This window comes from Rhodohalobacter sp. (assembly GCF_034521535.1).
Lineage (GTDB): Bacteria > Bacteroidota > Rhodothermia > Balneolales > Balneolaceae > Rhodohalobacter.
Genome location: NZ_JAXHMF010000006.1, coordinates 442,780 through 460,699, shown reverse-complemented (window position 1 = coordinate 460,699; position 17,920 = coordinate 442,780). Strand labels below are relative to the sequence as shown.

The 17,920-nt window shown below is 43.3% G+C and carries 17 protein-coding genes; 15 read left to right on the top strand and 2 right to left on the bottom strand.

The features are described from left to right. The first annotated feature begins 8 nt into the window (after positions 1-8). The 10 genes from U5K35_RS14425 to U5K35_RS14380 all read left to right on the top strand — a co-directional run bounded on the left by U5K35_RS14425 (position 9) and on the right by U5K35_RS14380 (position 10,539). Complete coding sequence (locus U5K35_RS14425) at positions 9-1,745, top strand: hypothetical protein (RefSeq protein WP_322572198.1); 1,737 nt, start codon at positions 9-11, stop codon at positions 1,743-1,745. Then, positions 1,742-2,605 carry an EamA family transporter gene (locus tag U5K35_RS14420; protein WP_322572197.1) on the top strand — a complete coding sequence of 288 codons (864 nt, stop codon included), beginning with the start codon at positions 1,742-1,744 and terminating at the stop codon, positions 2,603-2,605. Before U5K35_RS14425 ends, U5K35_RS14420 begins: the two co-directional genes overlap by 4 nt. 1 nt (position 2,606) lies before the next feature. After that, entirely contained in the window at positions 2,607-3,599 is a 993-nt protein-coding gene (pta, locus tag U5K35_RS14415; protein WP_322572196.1) for a phosphate acetyltransferase, read from the top strand. Between the two features lie 230 nt (positions 3,600-3,829). Next, entirely contained in the window at positions 3,830-5,272 is a 1,443-nt protein-coding gene (gene sufB, locus U5K35_RS14410) for a Fe-S cluster assembly protein SufB (RefSeq protein WP_322572195.1), read from the top strand. A 185-nt stretch (positions 5,273-5,457) separates the two neighbouring features. Next, a complete protein-coding gene (gene sufC, locus U5K35_RS14405; RefSeq protein ID WP_322572194.1) occupies positions 5,458-6,231 on the top strand; it encodes a Fe-S cluster assembly ATPase SufC in 774 nt (257 codons plus the stop codon). Then, complete coding sequence (gene sufD, locus U5K35_RS14400) at positions 6,231-7,550, top strand: Fe-S cluster assembly protein SufD (protein ID WP_322572193.1); 1,320 nt, start codon at positions 6,231-6,233, stop codon at positions 7,548-7,550. Before sufC ends, sufD begins: the two co-directional genes overlap by 1 nt. A 121-nt stretch (positions 7,551-7,671) precedes the next feature. Beyond that, a complete protein-coding gene (locus U5K35_RS14395; RefSeq protein ID WP_322572192.1) occupies positions 7,672-8,916 on the top strand; it encodes a cysteine desulfurase in 1,245 nt (414 codons plus the stop codon). 76 nt (positions 8,917-8,992) lie between these two features. Then, positions 8,993-9,544 carry a NifU family protein gene (locus U5K35_RS14390; protein ID WP_322572191.1) on the top strand — a complete coding sequence of 184 codons (552 nt, stop codon included), beginning with the start codon at positions 8,993-8,995 and terminating at the stop codon, positions 9,542-9,544. 45 nt (positions 9,545-9,589) lie between these two features. Continuing rightward, positions 9,590-9,925, top strand: a complete 336-nt coding sequence (locus U5K35_RS14385) for an iron-sulfur cluster assembly accessory protein (protein ID WP_322572190.1) — start codon at positions 9,590-9,592, stop codon at positions 9,923-9,925. Positions 9,926-10,029: 104 nt separating this feature from the next. Further along, positions 10,030-10,539 (top strand): DUF2480 family protein, encoded by a 510-nt coding sequence (locus tag U5K35_RS14380; RefSeq protein WP_322572189.1) that lies wholly within the window; start codon positions 10,030-10,032, stop codon positions 10,537-10,539. Here U5K35_RS14380 and U5K35_RS14375 read toward each other — a convergent pair. Both U5K35_RS14375 and U5K35_RS14370 read right to left on the bottom strand, forming a co-directional pair. Then, positions 10,536-12,269, bottom strand: a complete 1,734-nt coding sequence (locus tag U5K35_RS14375) for an iron ABC transporter permease (RefSeq protein WP_322572188.1) — start codon at positions 12,267-12,269, stop codon at positions 10,536-10,538. The two genes, U5K35_RS14380 and U5K35_RS14375, sit on opposite strands and share 4 nt — an antisense overlap. Beyond that, on the bottom strand, positions 12,251-13,711 hold the full coding sequence (locus U5K35_RS14370; protein ID WP_322572187.1) for an NAD(P)/FAD-dependent oxidoreductase: 1,461 nt from the start codon (positions 13,709-13,711) through the stop codon (positions 12,251-12,253). The genes U5K35_RS14375 and U5K35_RS14370 overlap by 19 nt, the downstream gene beginning before the upstream one ends. Positions 13,712-14,207: 496 nt before the next feature. Between U5K35_RS14370 and U5K35_RS14365 the strand changes: the two genes are divergently transcribed. The 5 genes from U5K35_RS14365 to U5K35_RS14345 all read left to right on the top strand — a co-directional run bounded on the left by U5K35_RS14365 (position 14,208) and on the right by U5K35_RS14345 (position 17,911). Beyond that, positions 14,208-14,819 (top strand): hypothetical protein, encoded by a 612-nt coding sequence (locus tag U5K35_RS14365; RefSeq protein ID WP_322572186.1) that lies wholly within the window; start codon positions 14,208-14,210, stop codon positions 14,817-14,819. A gap of 27 nt (positions 14,820-14,846) precedes the next feature. Then, positions 14,847-15,365: an RNA polymerase sigma factor gene (locus tag U5K35_RS14360; RefSeq protein WP_322572185.1), complete on the top strand. Its 519-nt coding sequence runs from the start codon at positions 14,847-14,849 to the stop codon at positions 15,363-15,365. Further along, positions 15,362-15,838, top strand: coding sequence for a hypothetical protein (locus tag U5K35_RS14355; RefSeq protein WP_322572184.1), 477 nt, complete (start codon positions 15,362-15,364; stop codon positions 15,836-15,838). Before U5K35_RS14360 ends, U5K35_RS14355 begins: the two co-directional genes overlap by 4 nt. Positions 15,839-15,848: 10 nt before the next feature. Continuing rightward, on the top strand, positions 15,849-16,316 hold the full coding sequence (locus U5K35_RS14350; RefSeq protein ID WP_322572183.1) for a hypothetical protein: 468 nt from the start codon (positions 15,849-15,851) through the stop codon (positions 16,314-16,316). A gap of 236 nt (positions 16,317-16,552) precedes the next feature. Beyond that, complete coding sequence (locus tag U5K35_RS14345) at positions 16,553-17,911, top strand: alpha-amylase family glycosyl hydrolase (RefSeq protein ID WP_322572182.1); 1,359 nt, start codon at positions 16,553-16,555, stop codon at positions 17,909-17,911. Positions 17,912-17,920: the final 9 nt, after the last annotated feature.

Here is a 17,920-nt window from a genome sequence, read left to right as displayed (position 1 = left end):
CTTGAACTATGAGAAGTTTACTTACACTCATCTTATTTACCATTTTTTTTACTTCCTGTACGACTACAAGATGGGTTGTAACGGATCAGAATGCCGTTGATGGGTCAGCCGAGCCACGTGTGGTGTCTGACCGTCAAGCATATATTTTAGACAGCCGGCCTACGGTAGACGAACCCATTGCCAAATTTCAGCTCTATCAAATTAAAGATCTTGAATTTCCCGAAAGAGTTCGGGTTGAAAGAACCGTTCAAGAGTATAAGCCAAAATGGGGCTTCGTGCTCCTGGGAATTGCGGGTGCAGCTACTGCTGTGGTTGCCGCAAACACCGGTGTTATTTTATCGGGTGCGTCTGTAACACAAAAAATAGGACTGAATCTTTCTGCAGGATTGCTCTCGATTCTGTCTTTTACAAATCTCGAATCAACAGGTGATCCTATTTATACCGGTGAAACCAAGCTGATGAGGCAGAGTGGGGTAGAGGCAAGAAGAGATTCCGTAATGATACAGCCGGACGATTCAGTATTCGTTGACGTTAATATTTTTCTTCAGGATGAAACTCTTTTTTCTCAGGAAGAAGTACCTGCAGAAAATGGGCAACTTGATTTGAATTTGGGCTCCTTTGCTGATGAGATGCGTGGCAAAATTAACAGGGATTCAGAAATAAGGGTTCGGTTGAGTCACGACGGATTAGACGATGATTTTATCATACCAACGGCTCAGTTTCTGGCTCCTTATCTGAACATAAACGCTTTGGTAGCCAATCTTAGAAGTACGCCTGAGGGCGGGAATTTGAATATTGTAACCGAAGTGGGGCAAGGCAGCTTTCTGGAGCTGATGAATGATGATGCAGAAGATTTTTATCGTGTTCAGTATGAAGGCAGCGAGTACTTTGTCCGAAAAGAGAGTGGCAGTATCGAATGGCTGAGTACGGCAGATTCGGGATCAGCGTTGGTATTTGAATTTGCTGAACTTCCTTTTGGAGAAATTGACGTTGAACACTCAATGCCTGTGCTTAAACCCAATAATTCATCAGACAGAGGCCTCATTATATCAAACGGTTTAAATAACGGTTTTGACCAAAGACAGTATTTGCAGCGCGATCATCAACTATTTGAGGCTTATTTGAACACCTCATTCAGGTTACGAGATGCACAGATCACTACCATTACAGAGCAACAAATTTCATCTCAGCTGGATGAAGTTGAAGGAATGGAAGGGGATGGATCACTCTATGTATATCTAAGCGGATTCGGAGCTGTTCGGGAGCGGAACAATCAGCCCGCCATTCATTTGATTACTGATAACGGTCAGGGTGAAACGTTACTACCCATCACAGAGATCTTTTCTGAATTGAAGAGAATGAATCCGGGCTCGCTCTTTCTCTTTATTGACCTGGACTACTCTGTCAGTGATCAGCAGACTTCAAATGGAATCAATAGAAATGGATCATCGGGTTTACTGCAGCGTACGGCCAATAATATTTTGAGGGATTTGCCAAATTCAGTAGTCGTGTTCAGTAATCGCCCGGGACAACAATCTTCTATCTACACAGGTATCTTGGATGGAAATAAAAGGCACTCCATATTCAACTACTTTCTTGCGGAGGCGATACAACAGCGGAAAACCAGAATGTCCGATTTAGTAAATCATCTCGATCGAAACGTAGACTACACATCCAGACGCCTCCACGATCAGCCACAGGATATTCAGGCATTTGGGAATTTGAATCTGAATTTAGCCCAATGATAACAGGTTGGTTGTATATCATACTCTGTGCAGCCTCTTCAGTACTTATTGCCCATCTTTTAAAGGTTGCAGAAAACAGGAAACTCAACACCCTTCGAGTGCTGACGGTAAACTATCTAACCGCAACCATTATCGCGGCATCAACTACCGGTTTTGATCAGATCAGCCGGCTGGACCTATCAGAGGGGATGTATGCGATTGCCCTGGGTGCGATTGTTGGGGTCATCTTTATCGCCAACTTTTTTATTTACAGCAAATCTGTTCATCATAACGGAGTTGGGATCAGTGTGGCGGCCATGCGAATTTCTCTTATTGTTCCCGTGCTGTTAACCACAGCCTGGTATCTGGAGCTGCTGAGTTTTCGTCAATGGGTTGGAGTAGTTTTAGTATTTGTGACACTTTTCATGCTGCTGCCCAATAAGCGAAAAATGCTAAGAGAACCGTTTAGTGTAGCGTGGTTGCTGGTACTGCTTTTTGTCGGAACCGGTTTGGGTGACTCATCGCTAAAAATTTATGAGGTAGAGTTCTCTTCAATTCTGGGTAAAGAGCACTTCATGGGAATTGTGTTTTTTACTGCATTTTTAATCGGATTGATTGTAGTTTCAGTAAGAGGGAATTTCAAGCTAAGACGTCCCGAGATCGTTTTGGGGATCGCAATTGGAATTCCAAACCTCTACACGGCTATCTTCCTGATTGAAGCGTTGGAACGCATGAATGGGGCTGTTGTTTACAGCAGTGTAAATGTGCTCACCGTACTGGGCGGTACTCTGCTGGGAATTCTGAAATGGGGTGATAAACTGACGAGGATTCAGTGGACAGGAATTGTACTAACAATAATTACAATCTTACTATTTATTTGATATGAGTTTAAAAGAAGAGATCAGAGAAAAAGCATCATCCAACAAAAAACGTATCGTTCTTCCGGAAGCGGAGATTGATGCGCGTGTACTGAAAGCCGCGGCTATATTGAGCGGTATGGGACTTGCAGAACCGATTCTTTTGGGGAATGAAGAGATAATTTCATCTTTGGCGGATAAGCATGAAGTGGATCTGCCGGATTCCGTTGTCATCAAACCGTATAAGAATTCAGAGTTTGATGATGAGAAGTTTGAATATTTCAAAAAGAAGCTGGCTCACAAAAACCCAACGGATGAACAGCTTCGCGAGATAAGCCTGAATTCCCTTTTTACGGGAGGGTGGATGCTCGATATCGGAAAAGCCGATGCTGCCGTTGCCGGCTCGGTTGCATCAACAGGCCAGGTGATTGTGTCAGCTCTCCGAACAGTGGGGGTAGCTGAAGGTTCTGAACTGGTTTCAAGTACGTTCTTGATGGAATTGCCCGACGGTAATGTGTTTACTTATGCCGATTGCGCGGTGGTTCCATATCCCGATTCAGATCAGCTCGCTTCGATAGCTCTTGATGCAGGTGATACACATCGTCTGTTGACCGGGGAGAAGCCAAGGATCGCATTTCTCTCTTTCTCTACAAAGGGAAGTGCCCAGCATGAAAAAGTGGAGCTGGTTCAGAAAGCGTATCAAAAAGCAAAACAAAAAAAGCCTGAGTGGAAAATGGATGGAGAACTTCAGTTCGACACGGCTTTTGTTCCCTCAGTAGCCAAGCGGAAAGCGCCCGACTCTGAAGTTGGAGGAGAAGCTAATGTCTACATTTTCCCAAATCTGGACGCAGGAAATATTGCCTACAAAATTACGGAACGTCTGGCCGGAGCAACGGCAACCGGGCCGATTCTACAGGGACTTTCAAAACCGTTTATGGATCTATCAAGAGGCTGCTCAGTGGATGATATTGTAAACACCGCGTGTGTGGCTTCACTGATAAGCGAAAAGGCCGGCTAATTTGTTTACTCCTATCGGCTTTATAACTTCATTCGATTGGAGATTAAAGCGTTAAAATGCGTTCTTTATAGCAACTCGAGTTTTGCTTTAAGAACGCGCTCTTTTTGCTTATCTTTATTCATTCCAAATAAAGATAGTTTAGAAAATGCTCGCTACGAGAGAACTCCAGACTTTCTTCGAGTGTTACACTACAAGAATTAAATAACAGTTAAGCTTCAAACCAGATAAACATGAGTGAGACTAAAGCTCTAGAAACAATGATCGGTGAAGAGTACAAGTATGGCTTTTCTACCGATATTGAATACGAAGAATTTCCCAAAGGAATTAATGAGGATGTAGTACGGCTGATCTCCGAAAAAAAGAATGAACCGGAGTGGATGACTGAATTCCGTCTGAAGGCATACCGAGCCTGGACAGAGATGGAGGAGCCGGATTGGTTTAATGCAACCTACGAGAAGCCGAAATTTGATACGTTACAGTACTATTCGGCACCGAAGGATAAACCTAAATTAGATAGTCTGGATGAGGTTGATCCCAAGATTCGTGAAACGTACGAGAAGCTTGGAATTCCTCTCGAAGAACAGAAAGCACTTTCCGGTGTTGCTGTCGATGCCGTATTTGACAGTGTGTCTATCTTCACCACATTTAAAGAGAAGCTTGCTGAAGCGGGTGTAATTTTTTGCTCAATTTCAGAAGCGATTAAGAATCATCCGGAGCTGGTGAAAAAATATATGGGTTCCGTTGTACCGGCCCGCGATAACTTCTATGCAGCATTGAATTCCGCTGTATTTTCTGACGGATCTTTCTGCTACGTGCCGAAAGATACGATCTGCCCGATGGAGCTTTCCACATATTTCCGGATCAACAACATGAATTCCGGACAGTTTGAGCGTACGCTCATTATCGCTGAAGATAACAGTCATGTAAGCTACCTCGAGGGATGTACTGCTCCGATGTATGATGAGCATCAGCTTCATGCCGCTGTAGTTGAACTTGTGGCACTTGAAAACGCTGAGATTAAATACTCTACGATTCAAAACTGGTATTCCGGTGATAAAGAGGGTAAAGGCGGTATCTACAATTTTGTTACAAAACGTGGAGCATGCCGCGGAGATAATTCAAAAATCTCCTGGACTCAGCTCGAAACAGGATCAGCAGTTACATTGAAGTATCCAAGCGTGATTCTTCAGGGTGATAATTCAGTCGGTGAATTTTATTCTGTTGCTGTTACAAATAACATGCAGCAGGCAGATACAGGCACCAAGATGATTCATCTTGGCAAGAACACCAAGAGTACAATTATCTCAAAAGGTATTTCAGCCGGTAAGTCTAATAACAGCTATCGTGGCCAGGTTAAATTCAGTAAGAAAGCTGACAACGCCCGGAATTATTCGCAGTGCGACTCAATGCTGATAGGGCAGACGTGTGGAGCGCATACGTTCCCATACATTGAATCTGCAAACCCAACCGGAAAAGTTGAGCACGAAGCGACGACTTCCAGGGTTGGTGAAGATCAGATTTTTTACCTGCAGCAGAGAGGACTCAGTGAAGATGACGCAATTTCACTCATTGTAAATGGCTTTGCGAAAGAAGTATTGAAAGAGCTCCCAATGGAGTTTGCAGTAGAGGCCAACAAATTGCTGGGTATTAAACTGGAAGGTAGTGTAGGGTAATAGTAAATCTCCCTCTTGAGAGGAGACGACGTTTTGGAGGGAGGGGTGTTTTGAAGATTGAAATCCATGCCATGGAAACCAAAATGAACACACCCTTTGTCTGCCGCTAAACGCTTACAGACCTGTCCCCTCTCAAGAGGGGATACAATCATTTTAAAAAACAAATAAAACCAAAAAATACAATCGTGTTAGAACTTAAAGATTTACATGTTGAAGTTGAGGGTGAAGGGATTGAGATCCTGAAGGGAGTAAACCTCAAAGTGAATAAAGGAGAAATTCATGCCATAATGGGTCCAAACGGAAGCGGTAAGAGTACCCTTTCAAAAGTTGTGGCCGGTCACCCGGAATATGAAGTAACAAAGGGTGATATCTTGTTTGAAGGCGAAAGCATTTTAGAACTCGATCCGGATGAAAGAGCTCATAAAGGTGTTTTTCTCGCCTTTCAATATCCGGTAGAAGTGCCCGGTGTTACAAACAACACATTGCTCCGGGAATCATATAACACAATTGCCGCATCTCGCGGACGTGAGGAATTAGATCCTCTGGAATTTGAGGATTATTTAAAGGGTAAGCTTGATCTGATTGATATGAACCCTGAGTTTTTGGATAGAAGTGTAAATGCAGGATTTTCAGGCGGCGAGAAGAAGAAAAATGAGATCTTCCAGATGGCCGTGCTTCAGCCGAAGCTTTCACTTCTTGATGAGACAGATTCCGGACTGGACATCGATGCATTGAAGGTTGTATCAAACGGTATTAACAAGCTTCAAAACGAAGACAATGCCGTTGTACTTATTACACACTATCAGCGTCTTCTTAACTACATTACGCCCGATTTTGTACACGTAATGATTGATGGAAAGATTGTGAAGAGCGGAGAGAAGGAATTGGCTCTCGAACTGGAAGAGAAAGGCTATGACTGGCTGGAATCACATGCAACCGTAAATGGAGAGGCAAAGTAATGGCACATCCTACTAAGGTTGAACCATCATTTTTGCACCGGCTATCAAAGCACTCACCGGAAAGTGAGAACTGGGCCGGGATACGTGAGAAGAGTTTTCAGGATCTGAATACAACGAATTTCCCTCACAAAAGAATTGAGGAGTGGAGATTTACAGATCTGAAACCGTTCACAAGAACAGATTTTGTACCTTTCAGCGAAGCAGGAACACTTCCCGCTGCAGATATCGAACAGTATTATATTCCTGAATCAGACAGAAGCCGTTTGGTATTTATCAACGGAGCCTATCAGGAGAAGTACTCTTCAATTGGCGGTTTGGGCAATGGTGTTACTTTCGGCAATCTGGCTGATTATGCAGATCACAAAGCTACGGAAGAGTACTTGAACAAACTGGTTAACTACGAAAATGACATTTTTGTACCGTTTAACGGTTTGATGTTTGAAGATGGAGCCTTTATCCATCTTGAAAAAGGGGCTAAAGCAGAAGCGCCGATTCAGATTTTGAATCTCTATACAGACTCGAAGCAGGCGTTCATCGCTACTCCGAGGATGCTGGTTGTGGCTGAAGAGGAGTCGGACGTTACGATTATTGAAGAGCACATCGGATTGTCAGAAAATTCATACATGACCATACCGGTTTGTGAGGTGAAGGTGAAGCAAAAAGCGCACATTCACCACGTTCGTATTCAGCGGGATAACCGAAGCGCACTGCACGTATCTCGCCCGATCGCTTATGTTGAGAAAAATGCTGAGTATCACTCCTACACAATTACGCTGGGAGCCAAACTTTCCAGAAATGAACCGCGAGTGGTTCAGGAAGATGAGGAAGTTGACTTTACCCTTGACGGACTTGTTTTGATTGACGGAGACCAGATTGCAGATACACACTCTGTAATGGATCACCGATTTTCTCATGCAAATAGTCACCAGCTGCACAAAGTAGTTGTAAACGGCAAGGCGCACAGCATTTTCAACGGTAAGATTTTTGTACGCCGTGACGCCCAGAAAATCGATTCCTTTCAGGAGAACAGAAATCTGCTTCTTTCTGATGACGGATTGGTGAATACAAAGCCTCAGCTTGAAATATTTGCTGATGACGTGCTTTGTTCGCACGGTGCTACTATTGGTCAGCTGGATCCGGAAGAGGTGTTCTATCTCCAAAGCCGGGGAATGACTGAAGAGAAGGCGAAAGAGGTTCTAACGTACGCTTTTGCTCTTGAAACGATAGAAAACATGAAAGTTGAATCTGTGCACAAACTTCTGATTGATGAAGTGTACAGATATACCAAGGCAAACAATGTTGCGAAAGTGACAGCCTAAAATTTCCCCTCTTGAGAGGGGATTAAGGGGTGTGTTTATCAAGTTTGAGTAAATGATGAAACTGAATTAACACACACCAAATCTCGGTACAAAGAGATTAAATAGTATTTATAAGTTTATTATGCCACAAGCTACTACAACCATACCGGCAATCGATTTCTTGAAAATCAGGAAGGATTTTCCTGTTCTTGATCAGGAAATCAATGGAAAACCTTTGGTTTACCTGGATAATGCTGCGTCCGGCCAGATGCCCGTGCAGGTTGCTCAGCGCATTGATGACTACCATAGACACGAGCATGCAAACGTTCATCGTGGTATTCATACGCTTAGCCAGAAAGCGACGGATGCTTTCGAAGAGACCCGTAAAAAGGTCAGGGATTTCATCAATGCAGATTCTGAGAATGAAATCGTTTATACCACCGGTACGACGGATTCCATCAACCTGGTGGCAAACAGTTACGGCGGATCTGTTTTAAAGGAGGGAGATGAGATTATCCTTACCGAAATGGAACACCACGCCAATATTGTGCCGTGGCAGATGGTCGCAGAACGAACCGGCGCGAAGATCAAAGTGATTCCGGTGACTGATTCCGGTGATCTGGATCTTGAAGCGTATAAATCCCTGCTGAGTAATCGAACAAAGATTGTTGCAGTGGTACATGTCTCAAATGCTCTCGGTACCGTAAACCCGGTGAAAGAGATTACTGAGCTTGCCCATGAACAAGGCGCAGCGGTGCTGGTAGACGGAGCACAGTCCGTGCCGCATCAAAAAGTGGATGTGCAGGAGATCGGATGTGATTTCTTTACTTTTTCAGCCCACAAAATGTGTGGACCGACCGGATTTGGAATTCTCTACGGTAAAAAAGAACTGCTGGAAGCTATGCCTCCATACAGAGGTGGCGGCGATATGATTGATAAGGTCTCATTTGAAGAGACGACTTACAACGTACCACCGTTTCGGTTCGAAGCCGGGACACCGCCAATCGCTGCGGCAATAGGCCTCGGTGCTGCAATTGATTATCTGAATCAGATAGGAATGGAAAATATTGCAGACCGGGAACAGGAACTGGTAGAGTATGCTGTATCTGAACTGAAGAAAATTGAAGGATTGAGATTTATCGGTGATTCCGATCATCGGGCGTCTGTCTGTTCATTTGTAATTGATGGAATTCACGCAACGGATATTGGAACAATCATAGATAAGGAAGGAATAGCCGTACGAACGGGTCATCACTGTGCTCAACCCATTTTGAAACGTTTTGATGTTCCCTCTACAGCAAGAGCCTCTTTCTCTTTTTACAACACAAAAGAGGAAGTAGACCGGCTCATTGATGCTATTCGATACGCCAAGAGTTTTTTTGAATAATGAACCGTTTATATTTAAACCAATTTTAAATAATCTCTCATTTAAATCGTTTTTACCACAAAAAAGGTGATAAACCATGCCAAAAATTAAAGAAATAGAACGCACACCAAACCCCGATGCGATGCGATTTGTATTGGGAGAGCCTTTAACTAACGGTGTAACCAGATCATTTGAAAACAGTGGAGAGGCTGAGCATGATGAATTGGCCAGATCTCTCTTTGAAATTGAGCATGTTATCAATGTCTACTACGTAGATAAGTATATTACTGTCACACAGGATGGAAATGCTGTTTGGTCTGAACTGCTCCGAAAACTGGCACCTCCAATTCGGGAAGCCACACCTCAGCTGGATCTGGCAGAAGATGAAGAAGTACATGCTACCCGGGAAGTTCAGGATACAGACGATCCGCGGCTTCAGCAGATAAATCAAATGCTGGATGAGCAGGTAAGACCCTATTTGCTTGCCGATGGCGGAGGATTGAAAATTTTAGGACTTGACGGAAATCGTCTCAAGGTACACTACCAGGGCGCTTGTGGAACTTGTCCAACAGCCACTTCGGGAACACTTTACGCCATTGAGAGCATGGTAAAACGGATCGATCCTGAAATTCAGGTTATCTCCGTTTAATTGAATCAGAGAAGTATATAGCGATTTTTAAAAGCAGGAAAAACCATGTCTATTTCAATCAGTGATCGTGCGGCCAAACGCATTCATCAAATCCGTAAAGAGCAGGATATTTCAGAAGATACACCGTTGCGTGTATCTGTTGTGAGCGGTGGCTGCTCCGGGTTAACCTACGATCTCGATTTTGACAGCAACAAAGAGATCACCAAGGAGGATAAGGAGTTTGAGGCGCATGGAATAAAAGTTGTAGTGGATACCAGAAGCTTTCTTTATCTGGCAGGTACAAATCTGGACTATTCTGATGGCTTGCAGGGACAGGGATTCCATTTTATAAATCCGAATGCCGTAAGAAGCTGTTCTTGCGGAGAGTCTTTTTCACTTTAATTTTTAGTAGTGAGTATAAAGTAGCAAGTATCAGGTATCTACAATTCATTACCTGATACTCAATACTTGCTACCTAGTACTCTATACTCAATACCCATTCAACCATGTCAGAAATTGTAAATAAGGTCAAGCAATCGAAACTGGAAACCGTTGATCTGGAAAAGCTCGCGGCCGGGATTGAGGTACAAGAACTTGATATCAAAGACTTTCTTTTTCAGGAATTGATTTTGAAAGAGAAGGAGTACAGAGAGAAACTGGAGCAGCATGACTGGTCTCAGTATGATGGCGTTTATCTTGCCGTTTTCTGTTCCACCGATGCAATTTTACCAAAATGGGCGTTCATGTTGATTGTACAGTACGCATACGATTATGCAGAAGATGTGCTCTTTGGAAATGGAGAGGAAGTGATGGAACAACTACTCACCAAAAAACTATCTGAAGTTGACTGGAAACAGTATCAGGATAAATTTGTGCTGCTTAAAGGCTGCAGCAAAATGGATATCAGTTCGGATGTTTACATGGAGGCTACCAAAAAATTACTCCCTCACGTAAAAAAATTGATGTACGGTGAAGCGTGCTCAAACGTGCCTATCTACCGTCAGAAAAGAAGCTAACTTTCGGGACTTACCTTTTTTGATGTTTTCCTGGTTTTCGCGATAGAGCGGCTCAAAATGATCACCGGAACCAATCCTACCAGTATGATTGCTAATGCCGCTCCGGACGACTCTGCCAGCCTCTCGTCAGATGCCAGGCGGTAGACCTGAACCGCAAGCGTATCAAAGTTGAAAGGCCTTACGATTAGTGTGGCGGGCAGCTCCTTGATCACATCAACTACAACAAGCATGATGGCAGCAAAAAGACTTCCCGACATCATCGGCATGTGAATTTTGCGAAGAATTTTTCCGAAGCTGTAACCCATTCCTTCAGCAGCTTCATCCATGTTGTGCGTAATTTTTCCCAGGCTGGCTTCAACCGTATTGAATGCCACGGCTAAAAAGCGAACAACATAAGCAAAGATGAGAGCGAAAATGGTTCCGCTTAAAATGAGTCCTGAGGAGATACCCAAATTATCGCGTAACCAGCTATCAATGGTGTTATCAACCCATCCAAACGGAATCAGGATACCAACGGCAATGACGGAACCCGGGATGGCATATCCCATGGAACCGATCCGCGTTGAAAATTTGGTTAAATAATTGGGATTCAGGCGGACACCGTAGGCCATTATCAGAGCTACCAGCAGAGCGAAAACTCCGGCGATGGAAGCGACTAAAATAGTGTTGATGCTAAATTGAATAAACCGAATATCTACAGCTACATCGAAGTTTGCGATCATCATGTCTGTAAGAATAGCGACGGGAATTAAAAACCCGGCCAATACCGGAATGGAACAAAACAGGGTAGAAGCCCACGCTTTCCAACCCGTGAGATCATAAACGTAAAGTTGCTTAAACCGGCCGGTACTGCTTTGCCTGACGTTCATCTTATTTCTGCTCCACCGTTCAATGAGTATCAGGAAAAGAATGAAAATGAGAAGGAATCCTGATAGCTGAGCGGCAGCCGCCCGTTCACCCAAACCAAACCATGTTCGATAAATACCGGTAGTAAACGTCTGAACACCGAAGTAATCAACCGTACCAAAATCGTTCAGGGTTTCCATCAAAGCGAGAGCCATTCCGGCAGCAATGGACGGTCTTGCCAGGGGAAGTGCAATTTTATAAAAGCTTTCAAAAGGTGTTGCCCCAAGACTTCTGCTGGCCTCGAGAAGTGAGGATGACTGTTCAAGAAATGCGGCGCGCGTCAAAAGATAGACGTAGGGGAAAAAGACAAACGACATCATCAACATTGCCCCGCCAATTGAGCGGACATTGGGAAAGTAGTAGTCGCCCAGTCCCCATCCGGTGATGTCACGCAGGAGTGTTTGAAACGGTCCCGTGAAGGATAGGAAATCGGTATAGGTGTAAGCCATTAAATAAGCGGGAACAGCCATTGGCAGGATGAGCATCCAATTGAACCATTTGCTGCCGGGGAAGCGGCACATGGTAACCAGCCAGGCTGATCCAACACCCAAAACAAAAACGCCAAAACCTACTCCAAACATAAGCCAAATGGAGTTTTTAACGTAATCGGGCAAAACCGTAGAGGCGAGATGCTGCCAGATATCACCGCTTGGAATAAAGATGTTTGCAGCGACGGTTAGAACCGGTATGGAAACCAGAAGTGCAATTGCAATGGTAACGATATTCCACCAGCCTGAACCCGAACCATCAGACTCAGACCGATCGAAAAGCTTGCTTTTCTTTGTGAGCTCAATCAGATTTTGAATCATAGGTTGAAAATCCAATCTGATTTACTTCTTCCGAATTCATTTTTAAGAACTGAATTGGCTGCGTGAAAACCACACATACCATGAACCCCACCGCCGGGTGGAGTGGATGATGAGCAGAAGTAAAGTCCTTTTGCGGGAATATTGTAAGGATTAATAAAACTGACCGGCCTTGAAAACAACTGCGTAATATCCTGCCGGCCTCCGTTTATATCTCCGCCGATATAGTTTTCGTTGTAATTTTCGAAATCTACCGTATTCATTGTAACTCTCGACTCAATAACATCTTTGAATCCCGGAGCAAAGCGCTCAATCTGATTTTCAATGATTTCTGTCATATCCCGGGTAGAACCGTGTGGTACGTGGCAGTAGGCCCAGAGAGTATGCTTATCATCAGGAGTGCGGGTTTCATCAAACAGGCTTTGTTGGGCTATCAATACAAATGGATTGTCTGAGTGAACACCCTCCGATATCATTTTTTCAGATTCTGCAATCTCCTCAAATTTTCCACCCAGATGAACCGTTCCTGCTTTCAAACAGTTTTCATCCTTCCATGGAACCGGTTCTTTTAAGATGTAATCAATTTTAAAAACACCAGATCCATATTTGAACGAAGAGAGTTTTTTCTTGTATGAAGGGGGTAAAACATCACCCGCTATTCTAATGACCTGTTTTGGAGTGAGGTCGAACAGTATCGCTTTGGTTTCGGGAATATCTTTCAGGGATGACACTCTGTGGTTCGTTTCAATTTCTCCCCCTAAAGAGACGAAATAATCGGCCATGGCGTCGGCAATACTTTGAGATCCGCCTTTAGGGAGTGGCCAACCGCCTGTGTGAGCCGCTCCATAAAAAACCAAGCCAATCGCAGATGTTGCAATTGAGTTGAGCGGTAATATGCTGTGAGCAGCCATGCCCGCCAAAAGTGCCTGTCCTTTCTCGGTCTTAAATTTTCGTTTGAGCAGTGAAGCAGGCAGCAGTCCTTTCAAACCAAAAGACGCGAGCGAGATAGGATGTTTTGGTATTGAGAGGGGACCCAAAAAATCCTGAGTTAGATTGTCCCATTTGTCTACGATTGGCGCTACAAGCTTTTTGTACGTCTCTTCATCTTCACCCAGTAAAAAAGCCGTTTCGGCAAGATCGTGACTTAAAAAAGCGGCTTCCCCATCGTCCAGCGGATGAGCAGCAGCGTATTCGGGCTTGATCCACTCCAAACCATAATTATTTAACGGTAACTTTTTTAAAAAAGGAGAAGAAATTCCCAATGGGTGAATGGCCGAGCAGACATCATGTTTGTAGCCGGCAGATATCAATTCTTTCGTACGCATGCCTCCGCCAACCGTTTCGGAAGCCTCGATAATTTTTACTTTGAGTCCTTCCAGGGCCAAACGAATTGCAGCCGCCAACCCGTTGGGTCCGGAGCCTACAACAACTGCATCATATTTCGATAGTCTGGAATTCACGCGATAAAATATATTCAATCTAAATTAAGATAATAAAGGTAAGCAAACTCACATCAAACCTGAAGAGAAAAGCTTGGTTTTGAAAGAATTGAAAGCGGAAAATCACAGCTATCTAAAATGTTTTAGAACGATAATCCATCCCTCTTTTTTATTCTCGCAGATTTTCGCAAATGAATTCGCTGAGTCTCGCAGATAATCTGCGTTAATCTGTGCTTAACTCAGTCCCGGAATCGGGACGAGAAAGTAAACAGATGATATCTGAGTTGTCATCTTCTTTTAATTTCATAAATCATTTTGGACAGCTGCGGGAAAAAATTTTGAACTATTGAATTAAAAAAATATCAAACCATTGTGGATTGAGTACGTCTAAACAGCAGACCAACGACAACAAATAAAAATAGTGGTGAAGACGATGAAAAAAATAGGAATTCTACTGATAATCTTAAGTTTTAGCGCTGTAAGCATACAGGCGCAGAATATGCAAAACCGCGGATCTATGACTCCCGGAATACAGCAAATTGTAACCATGTACGGCGATCAGATCAACATTACAGATGAGCAGCTTGCCGATATTACTGAGAGACAATTAAAATTACGCGAAACCATGCAGGCAGCGAGAGTGCAAAACAACAGGGCGAATCGCGGCCAGCAGCAGCGCCAGCAGGTACGGCAGGGTGAAAATCTGCGCGGACAGCACACAAGAACTATACTGAACAGCGTACTTTCGGACAGCCAAATGAGTCAGCTCAAGGACCTGATGAAAGAGCAGGCCGATTTTTCTCACAGGTACACAACTGTTCGACATCAAAAAATAGTAGAGCTTGCAGAAATTGAGGGTGAAAAAAGAGACGCTGTTCTTGAAGTAATGAATAGCCACGCCGATCAACGACATCAGTTACAGCTTAAAATGATTGAAAATCCAAATTCTGTGGATGCAGATGAAAGACAGCAGCTGATGGATAAAATGCAGGCTGATAGAGATGAACTAAAATCTATGTTGACAGTGGAGGAATACGAAAATTTAATGCAATTTATGAATAACCGGCAAAACCGTCAGAACCGTGGTATGAATCAGGGACAAGGTAACCGCCGCCAGAACAGACAATAAGGTTGACTCAGACACGATGGAGTTTTGATGAGCAGCAGTATAGATGAGTTTAAAAAACAGATTCCCGAGCTGTATCCAAGACTTCATCGTGCAATGACGGCATATCTGGCCGGTAGCAATGTTGATCCTGACGATATTTTGCAGGAAGCTTTTCTAAAGGCCTACCGGAATGTTGAACAGTTTGAAGGGAAGTCAGGATTCTACACGTGGTTGTACTCCATTGCAAGGAATTTGAGCATCGATGAGTTTAGAAAAAGAAAGCATGAAAAAAAACGAAGCTCTGTACCGGTTGAGGATTTCGAAATTGAGTCGGATGATTTCAAATCAAATGATCAAAAAGAGAACGTATTGATACTGAGGAAAGCTATATCGGAACTGCCTGAACTGTTAAAAACGGTTGTTGTTATGAAGACAATTGATGGAATGAGTTACCCGGAAATTTCAGAGGTGCTGGATGTGAATGAGCAAACTTTAAAAAACCGGATGTTCAGGGCCCGGAAAGAGCTGGCAGGAATTTTGGATAAAATGGGAGTCAATGAATCATGAAAAATTCTGATATGAAAAATCAAAACAGTATATCTCAGCTTGAAATGGAGATATTTCGGGCTTCCGAGAATGAACTGACTGCCGGCGAAAGGGAAGAGCTTGAAAAGAAGCTTAAACAACACCCTGAACTGGAAAAAGTATATTATGATCTTATCCATCTGCCGGATATTTCAAAAGCTTATGATCATCATATGCTTTCAGGCAAAAAGATGGACAGGAGAGTAAATCAATTACTGAATACAATCGAGAAATTGGAACCGTCTCCCAAATCATTCGAGAATCTCTCTCTACATTATTTCAAACGATACGCCCTTGCGGCATCTGTACTATTTCTGGCTCTAACTTCCGGTTTCTATTTCAGCCAAAATGTACCCGCCGAAAGCGATTTAACTGTAGAAGAGCTGCTCTATCCAATGGAAGAGAGTGAAACGGAAACGTATGTCTACTACCTGGAACAACTATTTGAACAGTAATTAACAGAGCATGAAAACTAAAACAAAAGCGCTGCTTGCATTCTTAACGGTTTTCCTTCTTGGAGGTATTTCAGGATATCTTATTAATGATTCAGTCAATTCGATGAATCGCGACTGGAACGGCAATAGGTATGATCGGCAGGAGAGAATGAATGAGCAGTCTTTTAATACAGAAGATGAAAGGGCTGCAAACAGGCGGCAAATGAGGCGAAGGGCGGAGAATCGACTGTCTGACAGATTGGATTTATCAGAGAGTCAGCAGGCAGAATTTTTTGATAAACTTTACGACTACCACACAGAGATTCGAGACTCTGTAAGATCAATAAAATCGGTTGAGAGACAGTTTGTCCGAGAACACTACACTCGATTCAGAGACGATGTTTCCGTAGTATTAAATGAAGAACAGATTCAGAGACTCGATCGCTATTTTCACCCGGACTCCATTCGGCAAAATCAAGCCCAACGCTATCGTCGTTAAAGATAAATTAACCAGTTAGTTGCCTCCAATATCGAGAAACCGGTTTCCTAATTGGCAGGTACAAATACGACGACACAATTCCATTTCTTTCGATAAGAATTGACTTTTCAACTTCAATGTAAACGCTTACATTGTAGGTATAGTCAGCTTGCAAATTCTGCCACTTCCGTAAGTAGCTATACCGGAAATGTTGCAAGAATTAAAAATGAATCTGAAATTCTATTCCATCATTGATCATGCAAAAACTTTTTAAGTATCCTCTGTGGGCCATTCTCTCAAGCTTGATATTACTTACACTTTTCGTCGGGTGCTCACCCAGTGAATCAAATCAAACGGCGGAAGTTACTCCCCCGGAATGGTCGGAAAATGCTACTATTTATGAAGTCAATATTCGTCAATTCTCTCCTGAGGGAACGTTTGAGGCTTTTACAGAAGACATTCCGCGTTTAAAAGAGATGGGAGTTGAAATACTGTGGCTGATGCCGATCCATCCGATTGGTGAAGTGAACCGAAAAGGTACATTGGGAAGCTATTACAGTATTGTGGATTACACAGAGGTCAATCCGGAGTTCGGTACCAAAGAAGATCTCCAAAATCTGGTTGACACAGCACATGAGCACGATATGAAGGTGATTATCGACTGGGTAGCCAATCACACCGCATGGGATGCGGTCTGGACAGAGACCAACCCGGAGTTTTATGAAACGGATGAAGACGGTAATTTTATGAGACCGGATGAGGATTGGGAAGATGTGATCCAGCTCGATGTGGATAATCGTGATATGTGGGAGGCGATGATTCAGGCGATGGAGTATTGGGTTCGCGATCATGATATCGATGGATTCAGAGCCGATGTCGCGTACATGGTTCCTACTGAATTTTGGATTGAAGCCCGTCAAAGACTCGATGAAATTAAACCTGTATTTATGCTAGCTGAAGCAGAGGAACCGGAACTTCATCAGGCATTCGATATGAGTTATGCGTGGAGTTATGCATCAACTATACGGGAGATTGGAGCAGGAAATGCCGGACTGGACGCACTGGATGAGGTTTTATCTGAAAACTTTTCTCGTTTCGATAAATCCGATTACAGAATGTTTTTCACAACCAATCATGATGAAAATTCCTGGACCGGTAGCGATCCAGAGATGTATGGAGATAATTTCGAAAACTTTGCCGTATTGTCTGCAACCGTTTGGGGGATGCCGCTGGTTTACAACGGACAGGAGAGCGGACTGGATAAACAGCTGGAGTTTTTTGAGAAGGACGAAATTGAATGGAATAACTATGAATATGAAGATTTCTACAGTACACTGCTTCATCTGAATCGGGACAATAGAGCGCTCTATAACGGTGAAGCCGGCGGTGATTATTTGAAAGTATCCACAGACTCGGATGAATCCATTTTTTCTTATAAGAGAATCACCGAGGATGATGAAGTTTTTGTAATACTGAACTTCTCTGATTCTGAACAAAGTTTTGTTTTTGATTCCGGTGATCAGGGTGAGTGGACAAATGTTTTTACCGAGTCTGAAATGACAATTCCCGCAGAATTTGTCATGGATGCAAATAGCTATCTGCTTCTTGAGAAGTAACTGAAATCT